This is a genomic window from Geobacter sp. FeAm09, from assembly GCF_008330225.1.
In the GTDB taxonomy this organism is placed as follows: domain Bacteria; phylum Desulfobacterota; class Desulfuromonadia; order Geobacterales; family Pseudopelobacteraceae; genus Oryzomonas.
On the sequence record NZ_CP042466.1, the window covers coordinates 1,093,073 to 1,111,665 of the forward strand.

The following is an 18,593-nucleotide window of genomic DNA, read 5'->3' on the forward strand; positions in this document are numbered from 1 at the left end:
ATGAAATTTATGCCCCACCTCTCTTCACTTATAGCCGGTTCAGCATTTTGCCTGTTGTCATTGGCGGCGCAGGCAAATGCAGCTGGCTTTGATGCGGCCAGATTTGAAACGATCAAAACCAAAAATCTGCAGATTCACTCCTATGCAACACAGGACGCTTTGGGAGATGTAAGTATCGTTTTTGAAACCGAAAATGCTTTGATTTTGCTGGAACCGCCTCCTTTCCATAGCAAGTCAGGGGAACTGAAAGCATATTTGGCCACATTAAAGAAACCACTGAAAGGTATTATTGTTTCAGCACATAATGGCGCTGTCGAGAAGTTTGAAGGAGTTCCTATTTATGCCAGCCAGGCAACGGCAGGAGAGTTGAACAAGAGTATCAAAAGCCAGCTTGAAAGCTTTAGGTCTTTTGGTGGTGACGACCTGAATACCAAACTGGCCGCACCAACCCAGATTCTTACGGACAAAAAGGTTGCAATCGCAGGCATTGGTTTTGAGGTCGTTTACCACAACGGCCCACTGCCAACCATTGATTTGGCAATCCCAGAAAGCAACGTACTGTTTTTGCACATGCTCGGGGCCGATTCCCACTCCCTGGTCACCAGCAGGGAGCAACTCGTTGATTTGATCGACAACCTTAACAGAGCCGATAAAAATGGGTACAAGATAGTACTTTCTTCGCATCACAAGCCTGAGACGGGAAAAGACATCACCCGGAAGATTGCATATCTGGAAAAAATGAAAGGCATTATTTCTTGCGCCAAGACGAGCGAAGAGTTTGTTGCCGCCATGAAAGCCAGCTTTCCCGATCTGCAAGGGGGACATTATCTTAATATGACTGCCCAAAGTCTTTACCGGTAACTCTACAAACTGTACCAGTGGTTCGAGACAGCGCCTCTTCTTTTTCCTGGAAGAGGCGCTTTGTTTTGAAATGCCGATTCTGTGCCAGTAAATATGCAGGAGATATTATGCACACTCTGTTTTCTACAATTTTGGCGGCGATTCTGCTTTTATCAGCAAACGTCACCCTTGCCGCATCTGCCATATCTGTCCTGGGGAAGGATTACCTGTTCCCGAACCGTATAGCAGGCCTGCCGGCCAAGCTGTCTGACTTTAAAGATCTGCAGATCAATACCTTCAAAACCAGCGATGGCGTCAAGCTCGCTTACTGGGAGGCGGGACGGGGACGGCCGCTGATCTTCATACCCGGTTGGTCCTCCAACGGGGCCGAATACATCAATGTGATCTATCTGCTCAGCAAACAGTACCATGTTTATGTGCTTGATCTGCGTAATCAGGGGCTGTCGCAGCGGGTTGAGTACGGCAACCGCATTGCCCGCTACGCCATGGACGTGAAGGAGTTGGCTACCCATCTCGGGCTTGCTACAGCAGACTATTGCGGCTGGTCCATGGGGGCGTCAATCATGTGGAGCTATATGGACCTGTTCGGCACAAATGGGATACGCAAGTTTGTCGGTATCGACGAGCCGGTTTCGATCTATTCCCATGCGGACTGGCCCGAACGTGAGCGCCTCGATGCCGGCGGGATGACCACGTCGCCGGAACGGATGATAGCGGCTTTTACCAAAGGTACGCCGGCAAACAGCCTGATTGTGGATATGAAGGTGATGGAGCGCTTCACGGTCATGGATTCACCCTATTACCAGAATTCCATTGGCTTTGCCGGAACATTCATCCAAAACGATCCACACTATCTGTCACTGGTGCTGTTCGATCATGTTATGAATGACTGGCGTGATGTAATCCGCCAGAAAATCAATGTGCCGACCGCTATCTTTACCGGCGAATACAGCAATAATGTGCCCAGCCAGAGATGGATGCAGTCAGTGATCCCTGGGGCCATACTTTTCGTCTATTCCAAGGCTGAGCAGGGGGACCACTTTCTGGTATTCAAAAATCCAGTGAAGTTCGCAACAGACCTTGGGTCATTTCTGGAACAGTAACTATATAATCGAGTCTATCAAGCCATCAAAAGCAAATGGTTTTAAGCCTCGTGCAGTTCACCCCAAATGACGGGGTGCCCTGTGAAGCAAAGCCGAGCTGGCTGTAAGCGGCGGGAGCGCCCCATCCGGTAATGGCGGTGACGGTTCTGGGATTGCAAAAAAACAATGGGAATTTTTCTCGGCAGTGACCGGCGCCGTTTGGATATGCAAACGACGCCGACCCGCCAGGCGGCCAACCGGCCGCCTTTTTCGGCTGGGGCCGCCTGGCGGGTAATCGCGGCTTGAATACGGACCGATTTGGGGGTAAAGTCTCCAAAGGCACCTCCTGGCCGTGGAAGACCGGGCCCCTGAACCCATCTCGCGCAGTTTCCTCCTCCTCGATAATCCAGGCGTGCCTTTGGAGCGGCCAAAGGGCTCGCCATTCTCCTGTTCCCGACAAAAAGCCCGGCCATATTGTGATTATGCAGACCTCGATACGGGGGCGCCGGGAGGTTTCCCGGGCCCGACAAATTGCGGCGCTCCTCTGCGGGGCGGCCCCAGACCTTGTACGACAGGAGGATCACCATGCGAATTGGACGGCCGGCAACGCTGGTACTGACACTGGCACTGACCCTTGCGGTGGCGGGATGCGCCACGGCTCCCCCGAAGAAGACGCTTGCGGAGCGCAAAGCGGAGCGGGCGAAAGCCGCCGCCGCGGCAACGGCAGCGGCGACAAAACCCGCCGCGCCGCCGCGGGCCAGGATGACCGGGACGCCCGAAGACGCCCGGAAGCACATGCTGCGGGGGATGGCAGCCATCGAGATGGCCAAGTCGCCCGAAGAGCTGGCCATGGCCGAGGAGGAGTTCCTGGCCGCCGCCGACATCTCCCCGCGGCTCGGCAGCGCCTGGTTCAATCTCGGCAAGGTGCAGACGCAGTTGGGACGGTATGACGACGCCATCGCCAGCTACCGGCAGTACCTTGTAGTGGCGCCCGGGGCGGAAGACGCCCAGAAGGTGCGCGACGAGATCGTGAAGCTCGAATTCCGCCAGGAACAGGTCGCCCGGGAGAAGGGGCGGGCCGGCTCCTGGATCACCGCCACCGGCGCCTGGTACAGCCTGGTCACGGAAGGGGGCGGCATCGTCCTCAAGACCGACCAGCGGCGGGTGACCGAGGAGGAGGTCCTGTCCACCTATACCCTGGTCGGGAGCGTGCCGATTTATGACCGCGCCCACGCCGAGCACCGCCTGACCGCGCGGGGCAACCGGCTCGCCGGGACGTGGAGCCGCGGGCCGGTCCCGGCCAACGAGTGCCAGATTCCCCCGGACACCGCCGAGGTCGCCGGCGAGGTCAACGACCGTGAAAGGAAGATGACCCTGCGCTACGAGGTCACCACCTTCAGCGCGTCAACCCAGCTGGCGATCCTGGGGGCCGACTACTGCACCGGGGTGGCGGTCACCGGCAAGAAGGGGGTCGAAGAGGTGCTCTACGGTCCGCTGGGGCCCGCCGCGCTGGGTCCCGGCGTCACCCTCATGGGGCTGTATTCCTGGTGGGCCGGCGGTTTTTCCTCCATCCAGCAGGGGTGGCAGGGGCACCTTGGCGTGCGGCTCGACGAGGAGACCGAGGCCTACGAGGCGGGACTGAGGAACGAGGATGAAATCCTGGCCATCGACGGGGTGCCGGTGAAGAGCCTCAACGCCGGCGAAGCGATGTTGCGGCTCTACGGCCAGCCGGGCACCCCGGTCCGCCTCGACATCCTGCGCGAAAAGGAGAAGACCCCCATCATCATCACCATCCAGCGGATACCGAACGTATGATACGCCGCACGGCGGTCTGCACGGCGGCCCTGGCCCTGGCCGCCGGCTCCGCATGGGGCTACGGCATCCCTGAGGTCAGTCGTTTCAAGCTGGACTGCGATGCGTCGGTGCGGGCTCTTGCCCATCAGGGGTACAAGTGCACCTGTTCCAACGAACAACTGGACTGCGGCGGCAAACCCGCCGCGAAGCAGCTCCGCCCACCCTCGGTCTCACAAGAGGCGCAGATGAAATCCATGATCGTCGGCGGCATCTTCCAGGGGCTCATCGCCAATATGGGCACCTCGCGGAAGGGCAACTCCCCGGCTTTCCGGTCGCTCATGGAACAGCACGACAGCTCCGTCCAGGCGGCCCGCAAGGCGGAAGAGCGGCGGCGGGCGGAGGAAGCGGAGTTCCAGGCGGAGCGGGACCGGGCGCTGGGGGCGTACAAGGGGCTGGAGGGTGCCTCCGCCCTGGGGTTCAAGGACGCCGACAGCGGCCTGGACTTCAAGACGCTGGACGGGGGGGCGGAGACCATGGCCGCCGCAGCCCGGCAGCCGTTCGACACCGCGGTGGGGGGCGCGCCGCCGGTGAGCGCCGTGGCCGTCGGCCGGGGTACACCCTTCTTCGGCGAGACCATGCCGGAAACCGACCTGCGGCTCCTGGCGGACCCGGAGAACGACCCGCGGGTGGTGGACCTGCGCAACGCCGTGGCATACACCGCCGGCAACCTGAAGGAGGACGGGGCGGAGCCGGTCCCCCGGCAGGACAAGGAGGATAAGAAAGGGAAAAAGGCGAAGGGGGAAGGGGAGCCGATCATCGAGCCGCCCGACTGCGCCGCCCTCTCGCGCAAGCTGGGCTCCTTTCTGGAGCAGCGCAACAAATTCCACACGACGATCCTGCTGGCCCAGAATCAGGTGGACGAATGGGCGGCCACCAATCGGGGTGCCCTGGTGAACGCGGCGAAGGACGGCATCGAGTATTTCACCGGCAACCTGCTGGAGGCCCTCGCCAACCGGGGGAAAGCGGCGGAACGCCTGCAGGAGATCTACACCCGGAACGCCTCCCGCATGGCGGCGGAATGGGTGGACATCCTGGCGCTGGAGGCGAAGATCCGCCGGCTGCAGTTCCTCTCGTCGGCGGGGAAGGCGGCGGAAGTGGCGGGGCAGGTGAACGATTGGCAGACCTTCGTCAAGGACGGCATGTCGGCGCTTCTGGCGCAGCTTACCTCATCCAACCAGGAGGTGCGGGAGATCCTGGAGGACCCGAAGGTGGGGAAGTACTTCCAGACGGAAAGCCCCGAACTGAACGCGCTGCTGGACATCAGCAAGATCGCGGCGGCCAACCGGGTCTTCGGCTCGTGGGTCAAAAAGCAGCTTCCGGTCATCGGCCTGGCGGAAATCTCCCTGAAACAGCTCTATAACGGCACGGAGTGGGCCGCGAGTTTCTACCGGCTCGCCAAGGCCAACGACATCAACGGCAACGTGATGGAGAGCGCCAAAGCCCTTCAGAGGCGCATCGACGATACGCGGATCGCCCTGAAAGCCTGCCGCTAGGGGCTGGACACCAACCGGCCGTACAACGCCGAAGCCCGGCAATGGGGCAATAAAAAAGGCCACACCTTTCGATGCGGCCTTTTTACTTCCTTTGGAGGAAGAATTACTTCGCAGCCGGGGCAGCCGGAGCAGCGGCGTCGGCAGCCGGAGCAGCAGCGTCTTTCTTAGCGGCTTTTTTGGCGGCTTTCTTGGCTTTTTTGGCTTTCTTAGCCGGTTTCTTCACTTCTTTCTTCTCGACGGCGGGAGCAGCGGCGTCGGCAGCCGGAGCAGCGGCGTCGGCGGCGAAAACAACGGCGGAGAAGGACAGGGCAACGATAGCGGCTACGATGGTGGAGAGAACTTTTTTCATGAGATAATGCCTCCAGATGGATTTTAACGTGCTTCTTGCCCGTCTAAAAAGCATTATCAGTGCCAACAATGATTGCAGACGTAACATGCCAGTATTTAAAGGATTAAATGTTGTGCCCGGTTTGCGTCCGGCGCTCCGCAACCCTAAATCATCCCGGGCATACCCCATTTAAGGTGCGACCCTCGGGGAGGCTCATGCGGGGGCATGCGGCATTCCGGAGATCGGGCCGTTACGCCCCCCGCTGCGCCTCCATGATCTGCGGCAGGTTGATCTCGATCCAGTCCGCCAGCGCCTCCACCTTGCGGCCGATCTCCTCTCCCATGGGGGTCAGGGAATACTCCACATGGGGCGGCACCACCGGCAGGGACACCCGGCGGACGAAGCCGTCTTTTTCCAGGCATTGCAGCGTCTGGGCCAGCATCTTCTCGCTCACCCCGCCCACCTTGCGCCGCAGGTCGCTGAAACGGTGCGTGCCCGCCATCAGGGCCACCAGCACCAGCACCCCCCAGCGGCTGGTGACGTGCTTGAGGATCTCCCGCGAGGGGCATTCCACGGCAAAGATCTCTCCCCGCCGCAGCAGTTCCGCCAGTTTTGAAGGTTTTGTTTGTGTCATTACACTTACCTTTTTGTGCGTACTTACTAAAAGTAATTGTACATGATATGGTGAAGCCATACAAGACATCAATCACCGTTGAAAGGAGTTTCATCATGATCGTCGTCACCGGAGCTACCGGCCAATTGGGCCGTCTGGTCATCGCAGCGCTGTTGAAGAAGGTACCCGCAGGGGAGATCGTCGCCGCCGTGCGCAACGTGGACAAGGCCAGGGACATTGCCGCCCTGGGCGTGCAGGTGCGCCAGGCGGACTACAGCCAGCCCGCTGCGTGGGACGGGGCGTTGAAGGGCGCGGACAAGCTGCTTTTGATCTCGTCCAGCGAGGTGGGACAGCGCGCGTCCCAGCACCGTACGGTCATCGACGCCGCCAAGCGGGCAGGGGTGAAATTCATCGCCTACACCAGCCTGCTCCATGCCGATACCTCGGTGCTGGGGCTGGCCGCCGAACATAGGGAGACCGAGGCCATGCTCGCCGCCTCCGGGATTCCCTTTGCCCTGTTGCGCAACGGCTGGTATACCGAGAACTACACGGCGGGCGTGCCTGCCGCCCTCTCGCTTGGCGCGGTGTACGGCTGCGCGGGCGACGGCCGCATCTCCTCCGCCGCGCGGGCCGACTATGCGGCAGCGGCGGCGGCCGTACTGACCGCGGACGGCCAGGCGGGCCGGGTGTACGAGCTGGCCGGCGACACCGCCTATACCCTGACGGAACTTGCCGCGGAGATCTCACGCCAGAGCGGTAAAAACATCGGTTACGTGAACCTGGCGGAGGCCGACTACAAGGGAGCGCTGCTGAAAGCGGGGCTACCGGAGCCGATTGCCGAGCTGTTGGCCAATTCGGACAGCGGGGCCGCCACAGGGGCGCTGTTCGACGACGGCGGCCAGTTGGGCCGGCTGATCGGCCGGGCCACCACGCCCCTGGCCACGACGGTTGGGGCGGCGCTGTAGCAGGGAAACGGGGCGCGGACAAATTGCGCCATCGTGCCGTGCCACTTTTTTTGCATCAAAATGACACAATCTGCGGCACCCGGGTCTGTCCCGGGTGCCTTTTTTAATGTGAAATCAAGGGGCTAGGGGATCGGCGGTTTTGTGGTAATTTTTTTAACACTTTGAAATTGCATTGAAATACGATGTTTGGGGGTGTAGAAAGGGCGGGAAGGTGTGTGCGCCGGTTCTCATGAACTGTGACGCGAAAAGCGCCGTCATTGTTCCGGAGATACCGCATGATCAGCGCTGAATTCCTCGTCACCTCGCTCATTGTCGTTCTGGTCCCCGGCACCGGGGTTATCTTTACGGTGTCCACCGGCATTACCCAGGGGCGCAAAGCCAGCTTTTATGCGGCGCTCGGCTGTACCGCCGGGATTATTCCCCATCTTGCGGCAACCATCCTCGGCCTTGCCGCCGTCATGCACACCGGCGCGCTGGCGTTCCAGACCCTGAAATACGCTGGGGTGGCGTACCTGCTGTACATCGCCTACGGCACCTGGCGCGACACCTCCGTCTTTGCCCTGGATAGCGTTTCGCCCCGGAGCACGGCGCTGTCCCTGGTGGTCAAGGCGTTCATGCTCAACATCCTCAATCCCAAGCTGACCATCTTTTTCCTGGCGTTTTTGCCGCAGTTCGTGACGCCGGGTGCCGCGGGTTCTCTCCCGCAGCTTCTGCTGTTAAGCGGCGTCTTCATGGCCATGACCTTTGTGGTGTTCGTCGTCTATGGGCTTTTGGCCAATGCCTTTCGCACCACGGTCATCACCTCCGAACCGGTCCAGGCATGGTTGCGCCGGAGTTTTGCCGCCGCCTTTGCCGGGTTGGGGGCGCATTTGGCGTTTTCCGAAAAGTAGAGGCGTTTGCGGGGGCGGGAGTTGTGTTTCCGGATTCTGGCGTTGAGATTTTAAGGAGCCGCTCTTATGTGGGTTTCCTTGACTGCACGGAGAGAAACTATGGGGAATCTGTTCAGGTTTTTTGGCGTATTTGTCGTGTGTTGCAGTATTTGCAGTTGCGGAATACTGATGGAAACCGATAGGGGAAGCTTCGAGGTTGGCAAAGATGATGGTGAACTTCATGAGAATCATATGGACCCAAGTCGGATTAACAAAAAAATGGAAGATAAACTAATTGCTGAATCGGTACAAAAGTTTGAAGAACAAAATAAAATTGAAGAGGCTGCCAGAGCTAAAAAGTTGAACGATTTGATTGATAAAGGATTGAACAAATAGATATTTGCAAAACCATAAGTGATGTTCTTGTCTAATAAACTACCATGGAGGCTGATTGTGAGAAACATTTTGTGCTTGCTTGTCATCGTCGTTTCATCTGTAGCGGCCGGTTGCGCCAGTTCGGTGCCTTCCGCAGAATTCAAGAAGCCGATTGCCGATGCCATGCGTCTGTGTGCCACTGACGAGGCCATTATCAAGTTGACTACGGCAGAAGATGTTTCCATTGACGATCCTTCTCGCCAGCGTTTGGAAAGCCGCTTGCAACAGGCAATTCAGAACAAGAAAAAAGCGGTGCAATGCAAAAGCGATGTAAAACGCATCTTTGTTCTTAATTCCAGGATTACCCGTTATGAACCCGGAAGTGAGTTTGCCCGCTTTATGCTGGCGGGGTTGGGGCAGATACATATTGATGGGAGTTTCGTATTGAGCCTCCCGCCCGATGAAGCTTCAGCAGCAGAATTTTTCCTTACGAAAACTTTTGCATGGGGCGGCATGTATGGCGCATTGACAAAGATCACCGACATTGAGCCAGTTTTTGCTGAAGGGGTGGCTGATGCGATCATAGCCCAGGCAGCAGAGGAGGCTGAAAAGAAATAGAAACCCTGAAGGGGCAGCTCTCCAAAATTCAAATTTGAGATTTGGGGACATAACCCCCTATGACTTCCTTTGATTTTATTAACACTCTGATTTTACGTTGGAATTGTTTGGGGGTATGGAAGGGGAGGGCTGGCGCATGGGTGCTTTTTGCCGGTTTTGGTGAGAGTGGAGCCCTTAAATTCAGGACTTTTCAGGAAAAGGAGATGATCCGCATGAAGTTGCTGTCCGTAATGTTTGCCGCCGTTGTTGCCGCCATGTTTGCCACCGCAGCCTTTGCCTCCGATGCCGGGCCGTACGTCAGCGTCGGTGCCGGCGTATTTGTGGTCCCTGACTCCGAGGTAAATAACTCGTTGGGGAACTATCAACTCTCCTACGATACCGGCTATTCGGTCAGTGGTGCAGTGGGCTATGCCTTTGACGTCAATCTCCGAACCGAGCTTGAGGTGGCCTATCGGCATGCGGACACGAATGCTCTCAAAGTGGGCGGCGATAGCGTGCATTATCTGAGCGATATCACGTCCGTGTCGGTTCTGGCCAATCTCTTCTACGATGTGAAGCTGCCCCACGGCGTGACACCTTATCTCGGCGGAGGCCTCGGCGTCGCTTTTATCGATACGAAACGAGACAATGTCTATTTCGTGGATGTGAGTACTGTGTCGAATCTCAATGCCGGCACGTCGGACAGGGTGCTGGCGTATCAGCTTGGCTGCGGGATCGCCTATGCCGTGACCCCTAGAATAAGCCTGGATGCGGGGTACCGTTATTTTGCAACCGATGATGTTGCCGTTAACACCTTATCGGACGGAAAACAGGAATTCGCGACCCATATCGGCCAGATGGCGATACGTTACAGGTTCTGATTGCTTTCTAGGGATTGACTAAGTGGATTGAACATAGAGGGAATATAGTTGGGGTCGTGTCTACATTCCACATTTCATGTAGAATGTAGACACGACCCCATAACTTTCCACAGCAGCAATCAGCTAAAAGGAACGAAGGGTGTGGGACTCCAATCTTCAATATTTAAATTTGGGGATTTGACCCAATAGCCTATTTTTACCAATTACCATCTTCTGCCGGGCGAGCGCTATAACGAGTTCTCGTTTCGGCGTATTATCCCTCTTTTTATAGCAACACTCTGTAATCCACATCCAGCGCGGTTGCCAACTTTTTAGCCGTCTCCCTGCCAATAGGACGTTTGCCTTGTTCCATCTCGGAAATATGCCGTTGGGGAATCCCCGTCAGTTCCGACAACCTAGTCTGAGTCATCTCAGCTTTACTCCTGGCGCCTCGCAGAATTGAAGCCGGAATGCTGCCGCGTCGTCCTGCCACCTCGCGCCACGGAATAGATTCAGAATTTTCCAGGGCCTCCGCATATTTTGTGATGGAAGCAACGTTCGCCGGATGCACCATGAGGTGCAATGGAACCAGATTTTCAGTACGGGGCTTTTTCGTGAGTGCCTGCATATATCACCTCAATCAGTTTTATCGTGTCGTCAGCTTCTTCCCATACGGCAACGTAGGTAGGTTTCCCTGTCTTGATATGACAGTGATGCTGCCGTTTCCTGCCTTCCAACTTGGAATAGTTCTTCCAATTACCGCGTATCGGGCCGAAGTGCTCAATCTCCGCGGCAAGGAGGTCAAGCCGGTCTTGAACGCTGGGCGGCAGGTTATGGTATTGTTTCTCTGCCTTCTTGCTGTATGTGACGGTCCACGGCATGAGTACTATACTAAAAAACTGTATAACGTCAAGGTTCGAATATTCCAGGTGGGCACCAAAATCCCTTCAATTCTGCATTCTTCACTGATCTCTCCGCACCACTACTAAAAATCGACTCTCACCCACCCCCCAGCACTTTTGGGGAAAGACCCCGGGGTTGCGGCATGGACGCAATCCCGGTTTTCTGTTTTTATGGCCCTACGATCACAACACGTCACGGGAGGCCGAATATGTGCGGAGGAGGAGTGCCCAGCGCGCCGGTGGTAACCCCGGCGCCGGAAGAACAGGATGCCGGGGTGGTGGCGGCCAGGGACAGCGAACGGCTGCGCCGGAGAATGGCGGCCAGCAACACGATCCTGACCGGAGCCCAGGGGGTGACCACCCAGGCCCCCACGATCAGCAAGACACTGTTGGGACAGTGATCCCAGGCTGATCCGGGGTCAATTGGCATTACATCAAACAAGCACCGTCGCGACGACAGGAGCGCATTGCAATGGCAGAAGAATCGGTACGCGAGCAGGTCACCAGGCGGCTGGGAGAGCTGAAACAGGAGCGGAGTTCCTTTATCCCCCATTGGCGGGAGCTCACTGATTTCCTCTCCCCCCGCACGGGGCGCTATCTGGTCATCGACCGCAGCAAAGGGGTCAAGGCCAACGACAAGATCATCAATTCCTGCGCCACCACGGCCCTGCGCACCCTCAAGTCCGGCATGCATGCCGGCATGACCTCCCAGGCCCGCCCCTGGTTCCGCCTCACCACCGACAACGTGGCGCTGATGGCCTCCGGCGCGGTCAGGCAGTGGCTCTTCGACGTGGAGAACCGCATGCGGGTGGTGTTCTCCCGCTCCAACTTCTACAACGTCATGCCCCAGATCTACGGCGCGGCGGCGGGGCACGGCACGGCGGCCCTGATGATCGTGGAGGACGACGAGACCGTGATCCGCTGCTATCCCTTCCCGGTGGGCTCGTTCATGATCGCCCTGAACGACCGGCTCCGCTGCGACACCCTGTACCGCGAGTTTCCCATGACAAGGCGAATTTCTGGGACAAGTACCGGTGCGGGGAAATAACGGACCAAGCCGTGGCCGCCTGGCTCTATGACCATGTGGTCAACGGTGGGGCACGGGGCGCCAGGTGGCTGCAGGAGGCGGCGGGGGTGGCGGCTGACGGCAAGGTGGGGTCGGCCACCATCGCCGCCATCAACGCCGCTGATCCTGCCGTGCTCCTGCGGGCGGCCGAGGCCGTTGCCGCCTTCTATCGGCTGGACCGGGCCGCCGCCGACCCGACGCAGGTGCAGTTCCTCCCGTCCTGGCTCCGGCGCGACGGAGTATCGCAGGAGAAGATCGGCACGGTCATGCAGGCCGCCAAGGACGGGTTGACCTACACCGAGGTCGCCGGGCTCAAGGAGATGATCAAGGCGCGCTCATGACGCGCACAACAACGCAACGCCGTGCGGCGTAACGGAGACGTGTGGTATGAAAATCATCAAGGACTGTTTGACCGGAATCGATGGACAGACATTTGACGCTGCCCGGGTATACCTGGCGGCAGGGGTTATTATGTTTCTTCTCTTGGCCGGGTACGCGGTTTACAAGGGACAGCCGTGGACACCGGTGGAATTCGGGACCGGATTCGGCACCCTGCTGGCCGGTGCCGGCGCGGCCATAAAGCTGAAGGAAAAGACCGAGCCGACGGCAGGAGGCGCGTCATGACGGTTGCGACGATAGCCGCCTTGCTGTGGGACAACCGCAGGATCATGGCCGGTGCCGCAGGGATTGGCGCGCTGGCGGGACTGATCTGGTGGTTCGGTTTTCAGGTGCCTGCTCAGCGGGACCGGCTCCGGATTGAGAACAAGACGCTCCAGGAACAGGTTGCAGCCGGACAGGCCGCCATAACGCTACAGGAGGATATACAGCATGGGAGACAGGCCATTGAGGCAGCCACGCAGCATCGCATCAGTTCTCTTCGCGCCCAGCCGAAACCTGTTCGTCACGGCGTGCTTGTTCCTGGCGGCCGGTTGTCAGACCTGCCCACCCTGTATCCGGCCCACGTTGCCCATTGAACCTCACCCGCTCATGGTCGAGGCGGAAACCCTCGACCCCTCGGAACCGGGAGCGGAATACTGCCTGTCGGACAAGGGGCGCATGGCGGTTTTGACGAACCTGGAGCTCTACCGCGGGGCGCTGGACAAGTGCAATGCCACCATCGAGCGTTACAACGCTACCGCGGTGCCGGCGTCAGGGGAGAAGGCGCAGAGGCTCGGGGAAAACCGGTAACGGCGTTTCTCCACGCCACCGTTTTCAGGAATGCGGCTCCGCTGTCAGAACTCGGCGTGGCGCGGCGTGCGTGGGAAAGGGATGACGTCCCGGATGTTGTCCATGCCGGTGAGGTACATCACCAGCCGCTCGAAGCCCAGGCCAAAACCGGCGTGGGGGCAACTCCCCCAGCGGCGGCTGTCCAGATACCACCAGAGCGGCTCCTGGGAGATGCCCATCTCGGTCATGCGCGCCGTCAGTCGGTCCAGCCGCTCTTCGCGCTGGCTGCCGCCGATAATCTCCCCCACCTTGGGCACCAGGAGGTCCATGGCGGCCACGGTGCGGCCGTCGCTGTTCTGGCGCATGTAGAAAGCCTTGATATCCTTTGGGTAGTTCAGGATGAACACCGGCCCCCCACCACCTGCTCGCTCAGATAGCGTTCGTGTTCGGTCTGCAGGTCCAGGCCCCACTCCACCGGATAGGTAAAGGCCGTGCCCGACCGCTGGAGTCGTTCGATGGCGTCGCCATAGTCCATGCGCACGAAGTCTGCCTCGGCCACCTGCCGGATACGTTCCAACAAGCCCTTTTCGATATGCTTGTCAAAAAACGCCATGTCGTCGGCACACTCTTCCAGGCTGAAGCGGCACAGGTAGCGGATGAACTCCTCGGCCAGTTCGGCGTCGTCGGCCAGGTCGGCAAAGGCCATCTCCGGTTCGATCATCCAGAACTCCGCGGCATGGCGCGGCGTGTTGGAGTTTTCTGCACGGAAGGTGGGGCCGAAGGTATAGATGTCGGAAAAGGCCAGGGCCAGGAGTTCCCCCTCCAGTTGGCCGCTGACGGTCAGGCCGGTCCGCTGGCCGAAGAAGTCCTGGTCGAAATCCGGCGGCGCCCCCGCATCCAGGGTGGTCACCCGGAACAGTTCGCCGGCCCCCTCGCAGTCGCTGGCCGTGATGATCGGGGTGTGGGCGTAGAGAAAATCCCGCTCGGCGAAGAATCGATGCACGGCCTGGGCCAGGCGCGAACGGAGGCGGAACACGGCCCCCAGGGTGTTGGTCCTGGGCCGCAGGTGAGCGATGGTGCGCAGGTATTCGAAGGTGTGGCGTTTCTTCTGCAACGGATAGGCGTCGTCGGCCTCGCCGACGATCTCCACACTGGTGGCGTGCAGTTCCCACTGCTGCCCGGCCGCCGGCGATTCCACCAGGGTGCCGTGCACCCGCAGGGCCGCGCCGGTGCCGAGGCGGCACACCGCGTCGAAGTTCGCCAGATCCTTCCCGGCCACCACCTGGAGCCCGGCCATGTCCGAGCCGTCGTTCAGGGTGACGAAGGCCACCTCCCTGGAGGCGCGCACCGAGCGCACCCATCCCGCAACCACGCATTCCCGGCCGCTTGCGCCGCCCGCCAGAAGTGTCCGTATCCGAGTTTTCATAGCTGTCGTTCCCCGCGTCATGGATAGAGTCGTGCCCGATGATACGTGCAATCGGGCACGGGTTCAAGGCCCTTGTTCGTTTGACCTCCCTGTCAGCCCTGTGTTACATTAGCACCATGAAAACCGTGCTGGTTGTGTTATTTGTGGCCATGATGGCGTTGCCTGCGTTGGGGGCCAACGGCGAGAAGAACTTCGGCGGCGTCGGCATCGACGGCGTGGCTGCGCCCGACGGGCAGATCACGGTGCGTCAGCTTGTGACCGGCGGGCCGGCCCATGTGGCCGGGATCAAGGTGGGTGACGTCATTACCCACATCGACGGCAAGCCGACCCGGGGCAGCGATTTTCGGCAGATGGTTCAGAAACGGCTGCGGGGGGTCGCCGGGACTCCGGTCGTTTTGAAGGTCAGGCGGGAAGGCGTGGAAAAACCGCTGACCTTTGCCCTGCATCGGCAACAATTAGTGATAACCGCACCCAAGGAGAAATGATCATGATCAAAAAGATTTTGGCCGCCGTCATGCTGACGCTGCTGGTGGCGTCCGGGGCCGTGGCCGCCGGACAGGCCCCCCAGAGCAGGCTCAACCCCGCCAAGGCGGAAGCAGCCCGGAAATACCCGCAAATCGTGCTCTATTCCACCTCCTGGTGTCCCCATTGCCGTGCGGCCAAGGAGTACTTCGCCAAGAGCAACATCCCCTACACCAACCGCGACGTGGAGCAGGACGACCAGGCCATGAAGCTGTTGACCGGCAAGTACAAGAGCAAGGGGATTCCGGTGATTGTGTTCGGCGCGGGACAGAACGAGATCGTCATGCACGGTTTTACTCCCGAGTCGTTCCAGGAAAATCTGAAAAAGGCGCAGGCGAAGAAGTAAGCAGTAGAGCAGGGGGGAGAATGATTTCGTCCGGGATGGACTTTCATCTGTAAGGCAAAGGCCGTATCGCCCAACTTCGGTTGATCGTGCGGCCTTTTTCTCAAAACATCAGGAGCAGCCACAACACCATGAATTTCGCTCGTATTCCACGGGAAAACCTGCACGACATACTCCGCCGCATGCCCAAGGCGGAGCTGCATATCCACATCGAGGGCTCGCTGGAGCCGGAACTGATCTTTGAACTGGCGGCGCGGAACGGGATGCCACTCCCCTATGCAACCCTTGAGGAACTGCGGGCCGCCTATGCCTTCACCGACCTGCAGAGCTTTCTGGACATCTACTACGCCGGGGCCGGCGTGCTGCAAACGGAAGAGGATTTCTTCGCCATGGCCTGGGCGTACCTGAAACGCGCCAGGACCGATAACGTCCGCCATGCGGAGATCTTCTTCGACCCCCAGACCCATACGGAGAGGGGGATTCCCTTTGCCACCGTCATCAACGGGCTGGAGCGGGCGGTCCGGCGCGGCCGCGAAGAGTTGGGGGTGAGCGCCTCGCTGATCCTCTGCTTTCTGCGCCACCTGAGCGAGGAGGCCGCTTTTGCGGCCCTGGAAGAGGCCCTGCCGTTCCGCGACCGGTTCATCGGCGTCGGCCTGGACAGCGGCGAGCGCGGCAATCCGCCGGAGAAGTTCGCCCGGGTGTTCGCCCGCTGCCGGGAACTGGGCCTGCGGTTGGTGGCCCATGCCGGGGAGGAGGGGCCGGCCGGCTACATCAGCCAGGCCCTTGATCTGCTGAAGGTGGAACGGATCGACCACGGCGTGCGCTGCCTGGAGGACCCCCGGCTCGTGGCGCGGTTGGCCGAGCAGCGGGTGCCGCTGACCGTCTGCCCCCTGTCCAACGTAAAGCTCTGCGTATTCCCGGACCTTTCCGCCCACCCCATGGGCAAACTGCTGGCTGTCGGCATCGCCGCAACCATAAATTCCGACGACCCGGCCTATTTCGGCGGTTACCTGAACGAGAATTACCTGGCCACCTTCACCGCGCTGCCGGAGTTGGGGGCAAAAGAGGCGTACCAACTGGCGCGCAACAGTTTTCAGGCCGCTTTTGCGGATGAGAGCGTCAAGGAAGGATGGATCAGGGAGCTTGACGACTTCTTTGCGCAGCAATGCAGCGGTTAGGCCGGATAAGGCTCCCCGTGCCCTGATTGTCCCTGTCGATTGTTCGGGGGCCTCGGGTACCATGATGGGCGGAGGCACCCCGCCCCTGCGTTCAGCCATCAGGCCACCCAATAATCTCAATGGTATTTCCATCCCAAGGAGCAACCATGGAAATCTATGAGCACAAGCCGCACCCCCACATCGAACTCCGGAAGAAGCGCGCCCCCAAGCCGAGGGAGGTCAAGGAAGGTGCAGTGGCCCGCTTCAACGCATTGCTGGGAGAAAAGATCACGCGGGGCGTGGGCACCATGTGGTGCGCCTACGCCTTTGCCCTCATTGCGCTCATCAGCCTCCCGGAAGCCGTTCACACCGGCACGAGCGCCCTCATCTCCTGGATCGCGCAGACCTTCCTGCAATTGGTCCTGTTGTCCATCATCATGGTCGGCCAGAAGGTCGAGGGGGCCGCAGCCGATACCAGGGCCGACGACACCTACAAGGATGCCGAGGCCATCCTGTACGAGGCGCTTGAGATCCAGAAACACCTGCAAGCGCAGGACGAGGTGCTGCAGAGGCTCATGGATACCCATCAAAACCCTGCCAAGGCGGGACCCGTGGCCTAAAGAAGGGCATCCGTACAAAATACGAGGTGATTCCATGAACCTGATCCAACTGCTGCTCCCCCTGTGCGACAACGACGGCCATCCCTTTCCGCAGTCGATCTATCTCCAGGTCAGGGACGAACTCACGGAACAGTTCGGGGGAATAACCACCTATGTCAGGTCCCCCGCCGAGGGATTATGGAAAGAGGGGCTGAGTGACGCGGTTAAGGACGAGATCGTGATCTACGAAGTCATGATAAAGGAATTGGACCGTGGCTGGTGGCAAGCGTTCCGGGAGAGTCTGGAGCGCCTTTTCAGGCAGGAGTCCGTGGTTGTCAGGGCAATACCCATGGATATGCTGTGAGGATTATGCGCAGGGGCGGGGAAACCCCGCCCCTGCGTCGTAACATTTTGCAGGTTATCGGCGGCGCGTGCGCGGCGCCTCTCCTGGCTTCGGGCGGCTAGGCTGTTTCTTTGTCTGGTTATCGGCCGTCCGGGCGGGGGGGCGGCCTGTCGTTGCACCGGTTTTTGCCGCGCCGTGCGGTTTACGGGTGTTCCCCGTCGCCGCCGTACCGGTTTTGGCCGTACTGCGCGGCTTCCGCACCTTCTGGGGCTCGGGTTCCGAGATCCCCCCCGGCTGGAGCAGCCCTTTCACCTCAGCCTCGGTCAGGTAGCGGAACTGCCCCGGCTTCAGCGTCCCGATATCCAGGGCGCCGTAGCGTACCCGTTTGAGGCGCACCACGGAGAGGCTCACCGCCTCGCACATGCGCCGCACCTGGCGGTTTCTCCCCTCGTGGATCGTCACCGAGATCCAGTCGTTCAGGTCGCTGCTTTTCACCATGCGCACCACCGCCGGCGCGGTGACTCCGTCCTCCAGCTCCACCCCGCCCGCCAACCGTTTCATCTGCTGTTCCAGCACCTTGCCCCTGACCCGGACGTGGTATTCCTTCTCCACTTCGTGGCGCGGGTGCATCAGGCGGTTGGCCCAATCGCCGTCGTTGGTCAAAAGCAGAAGCCCCTCGGTGTTGTAATCCAGCCTTCCCACCGGGTAGACCCGCTCCTCCACCCCTTTCAGCAGGTCTGTCACCAGCGGCCGCTCCTGGGAGTCCTTCAGGGCGGTGATGTAGCCGGTCGGCTTGTTGAGCAGGATATACAGGTGTTTTTCGCTGAACTGGAGCGGCTTGCCGTCCACGGCGACGCGGTCCTTGGCCGGGTCGGCCTTGCTCCCCAGTTCGGTGACCACCACGCCGTTGACCGTGACCCGGCCGTCCAGGATCAGGCTCTCGGCGGCCCGGCGGGAGGTGATGCCGGCCTGGGAGATGAGTTTTTGCAGGCGTTCCAACATAGTCGTACCTCGTTAACGAAAACGGGGCGGTTAAGCCGCCCCCTTTTTTAAAAATTACAATCTGCCACAGAGACACGGAGACACAGAGAAAGGCTGGAGGCTTAATTCGAGATTTGACGGTTATCGGTTAACGTCCTGCTTTTGTCTTTCTCTGTGAACCTCTGTGTCC

25 protein-coding genes and 1 pseudogene are annotated in these 18,593 nt (G+C 59.7%); 21 read left to right on the forward strand and 5 right to left on the reverse strand.

The window, feature by feature from the left end; translation table 11 throughout:
• The 4 genes from FO488_RS05010 (at position 1) to FO488_RS05025 (ending at position 5,290) form a co-directional block, all read left to right on the forward strand.
• Positions 1 to 861 carry an MBL fold metallo-hydrolase gene (locus FO488_RS05010; RefSeq protein ID WP_149209541.1) on the forward strand — a complete coding sequence of 287 codons (861 nt, stop codon included), beginning with the start codon at positions 1 to 3 and terminating at the stop codon, positions 859 to 861.
• Positions 862 to 968: 107 nt separating this feature from the next.
• Positions 969 to 1,964: an alpha/beta fold hydrolase gene (locus FO488_RS05015; protein WP_149209542.1), complete on the forward strand. Its 996-nt coding sequence runs from the start codon at positions 969 to 971 to the stop codon at positions 1,962 to 1,964.
• A 564-nt stretch (positions 1,965 to 2,528) separates the two neighbouring features.
• The gene (locus tag FO488_RS05020) at positions 2,529 to 3,758 is read left to right on the forward strand and encodes a tetratricopeptide repeat protein (RefSeq protein WP_149209543.1); all 1,230 of its coding nucleotides are present in this window, start codon (positions 2,529 to 2,531) and stop codon (positions 3,756 to 3,758) included.
• Positions 3,755 to 5,290, forward strand: a complete 1,536-nt coding sequence (locus tag FO488_RS05025; protein WP_149209544.1) for a hypothetical protein — start codon at positions 3,755 to 3,757, stop codon at positions 5,288 to 5,290. The genes FO488_RS05020 and FO488_RS05025 overlap by 4 nt, the downstream gene beginning before the upstream one ends.
• 103 nt (positions 5,291 to 5,393) lie before the next feature.
• On the opposite strand, the gene FO488_RS05030 is transcribed toward FO488_RS05025, so the two are convergent.
• A complete protein-coding gene (locus FO488_RS05030; RefSeq protein WP_149209545.1) occupies positions 5,394 to 5,639 on the reverse strand; it encodes a hypothetical protein in 246 nt (81 codons plus the stop codon).
• A gap of 229 nt (positions 5,640 to 5,868) precedes the next feature.
• The gene (locus tag FO488_RS05035) at positions 5,869 to 6,252 is read right to left on the reverse strand and encodes a helix-turn-helix domain-containing protein (RefSeq protein WP_149209546.1); all 384 of its coding nucleotides are present in this window, start codon (positions 6,250 to 6,252) and stop codon (positions 5,869 to 5,871) included.
• A 95-nt stretch (positions 6,253 to 6,347) separates the two neighbouring features.
• On the opposite strand from FO488_RS05035, the gene FO488_RS05040 reads away from it, so the two are divergent.
• The 5 genes from FO488_RS05040 (at position 6,348) to FO488_RS05060 (ending at position 9,918) form a co-directional block, all read left to right on the forward strand.
• Entirely contained in the window at positions 6,348 to 7,196 is an 849-nt protein-coding gene (locus tag FO488_RS05040) for an SDR family oxidoreductase (RefSeq protein WP_149209547.1), read from the forward strand.
• A gap of 275 nt (positions 7,197 to 7,471) precedes the next feature.
• Positions 7,472 to 8,086 carry a LysE family translocator gene (locus FO488_RS05045; RefSeq protein ID WP_149209548.1) on the forward strand — a complete coding sequence of 205 codons (615 nt, stop codon included), beginning with the start codon at positions 7,472 to 7,474 and terminating at the stop codon, positions 8,084 to 8,086.
• Between the two features lie 168 nt (positions 8,087 to 8,254).
• Complete coding sequence (locus FO488_RS05050) at positions 8,255 to 8,461, forward strand: hypothetical protein (protein WP_149209549.1); 207 nt, start codon at positions 8,255 to 8,257, stop codon at positions 8,459 to 8,461.
• A 57-nt stretch (positions 8,462 to 8,518) separates the two neighbouring features.
• A complete protein-coding gene (locus FO488_RS05055; protein ID WP_149209550.1) occupies positions 8,519 to 9,058 on the forward strand; it encodes a hypothetical protein in 540 nt (179 codons plus the stop codon).
• Positions 9,059 to 9,117: 59 nt separating this feature from the next.
• On the forward strand, positions 9,118 to 9,918 hold the full coding sequence (locus FO488_RS05060) for an outer membrane protein (RefSeq protein WP_149209551.1): 801 nt from the start codon (positions 9,118 to 9,120) through the stop codon (positions 9,916 to 9,918).
• Positions 9,919 to 10,183: 265 nt separating this feature from the next.
• Here the strand turns inward: FO488_RS05060 and FO488_RS05065 are convergent, their stop codons facing one another.
• Entirely contained in the window at positions 10,184 to 10,525 is a 342-nt protein-coding gene (locus tag FO488_RS05065) for a helix-turn-helix domain-containing protein (protein ID WP_149209552.1), read from the reverse strand.
• 76 nt (positions 10,526 to 10,601) lie between these two features.
• Here FO488_RS05065 and FO488_RS19640 point away from each other — a divergent pair, with 76 nt between their 5' ends.
• The 7 genes from FO488_RS19640 (at position 10,602) to FO488_RS05100 (ending at position 13,053) form a co-directional block, all read left to right on the forward strand.
• Positions 10,602 to 10,886 (forward strand): hypothetical protein, encoded by a 285-nt coding sequence (locus FO488_RS19640; protein ID WP_205743357.1) that lies wholly within the window; start codon positions 10,602 to 10,604, stop codon positions 10,884 to 10,886.
• A 122-nt stretch (positions 10,887 to 11,008) separates the two neighbouring features.
• Positions 11,009 to 11,200, forward strand: coding sequence for a hypothetical protein (locus FO488_RS05075; RefSeq protein ID WP_149209554.1), 192 nt, complete (start codon positions 11,009 to 11,011; stop codon positions 11,198 to 11,200).
• A gap of 71 nt (positions 11,201 to 11,271) precedes the next feature.
• Positions 11,272 to 11,847, forward strand: a complete 576-nt coding sequence (locus FO488_RS05080) for a portal protein (protein WP_149209555.1) — start codon at positions 11,272 to 11,274, stop codon at positions 11,845 to 11,847.
• 11 nt (positions 11,848 to 11,858) lie between these two features.
• A complete protein-coding gene (locus FO488_RS19350; protein WP_168205904.1) occupies positions 11,859 to 12,206 on the forward strand; it encodes a putative peptidoglycan-binding domain-containing protein in 348 nt (115 codons plus the stop codon).
• A gap of 46 nt (positions 12,207 to 12,252) precedes the next feature.
• Complete coding sequence (locus FO488_RS05090) at positions 12,253 to 12,489, forward strand: amino acid ABC transporter substrate-binding protein (RefSeq protein WP_149209557.1); 237 nt, start codon at positions 12,253 to 12,255, stop codon at positions 12,487 to 12,489.
• Positions 12,486 to 12,839, forward strand: coding sequence for a hypothetical protein (locus FO488_RS05095; RefSeq protein WP_149209558.1), 354 nt, complete (start codon positions 12,486 to 12,488; stop codon positions 12,837 to 12,839). Before FO488_RS05090 ends, FO488_RS05095 begins: the two co-directional genes overlap by 4 nt.
• Positions 12,829 to 13,053, forward strand: a complete 225-nt coding sequence (locus tag FO488_RS05100; protein WP_149209559.1) for a hypothetical protein — start codon at positions 12,829 to 12,831, stop codon at positions 13,051 to 13,053. The genes FO488_RS05095 and FO488_RS05100 overlap by 11 nt, the downstream gene beginning before the upstream one ends.
• A 44-nt stretch (positions 13,054 to 13,097) precedes the next feature.
• On the opposite strand, the pseudogene asnS reads toward FO488_RS05100, so the two are convergent.
• A pseudogene (asnS, locus tag FO488_RS05105) lies at positions 13,098 to 14,458 on the reverse strand (asparagine--tRNA ligase).
• Between the two features lie 116 nt (positions 14,459 to 14,574).
• Here asnS and FO488_RS05110 point away from each other — a divergent pair.
• The 5 genes from FO488_RS05110 to FO488_RS05130 all read left to right on the forward strand — a co-directional run bounded on the left by FO488_RS05110 (position 14,575) and on the right by FO488_RS05130 (position 17,443).
• Complete coding sequence (locus FO488_RS05110) at positions 14,575 to 14,943, forward strand: PDZ domain-containing protein (protein ID WP_149209560.1); 369 nt, start codon at positions 14,575 to 14,577, stop codon at positions 14,941 to 14,943.
• Between the two features lie 2 nt (positions 14,944 to 14,945).
• Complete coding sequence (locus FO488_RS05115; protein ID WP_149209561.1) at positions 14,946 to 15,326, forward strand: glutaredoxin domain-containing protein; 381 nt, start codon at positions 14,946 to 14,948, stop codon at positions 15,324 to 15,326.
• A 128-nt stretch (positions 15,327 to 15,454) separates the two neighbouring features.
• Positions 15,455 to 16,501, forward strand: coding sequence for an adenosine deaminase (locus FO488_RS05120; protein WP_149209562.1), 1,047 nt, complete (start codon positions 15,455 to 15,457; stop codon positions 16,499 to 16,501).
• A gap of 146 nt (positions 16,502 to 16,647) precedes the next feature.
• The gene (locus FO488_RS05125; RefSeq protein ID WP_149209563.1) at positions 16,648 to 17,100 is read left to right on the forward strand and encodes a hypothetical protein; all 453 of its coding nucleotides are present in this window, start codon (positions 16,648 to 16,650) and stop codon (positions 17,098 to 17,100) included.
• A 34-nt stretch (positions 17,101 to 17,134) separates the two neighbouring features.
• The gene (locus FO488_RS05130; protein WP_149209564.1) at positions 17,135 to 17,443 is read left to right on the forward strand and encodes a hypothetical protein; all 309 of its coding nucleotides are present in this window, start codon (positions 17,135 to 17,137) and stop codon (positions 17,441 to 17,443) included.
• A 54-nt stretch (positions 17,444 to 17,497) separates the two neighbouring features.
• Here the strand turns inward: FO488_RS05130 and FO488_RS05135 are convergent, their stop codons facing one another.
• Positions 17,498 to 18,424, reverse strand: a complete 927-nt coding sequence (locus tag FO488_RS05135) for a pseudouridine synthase (RefSeq protein WP_149209565.1) — start codon at positions 18,422 to 18,424, stop codon at positions 17,498 to 17,500.
• Between the last annotated feature and the right edge of the window lie 169 nt (positions 18,425 to 18,593).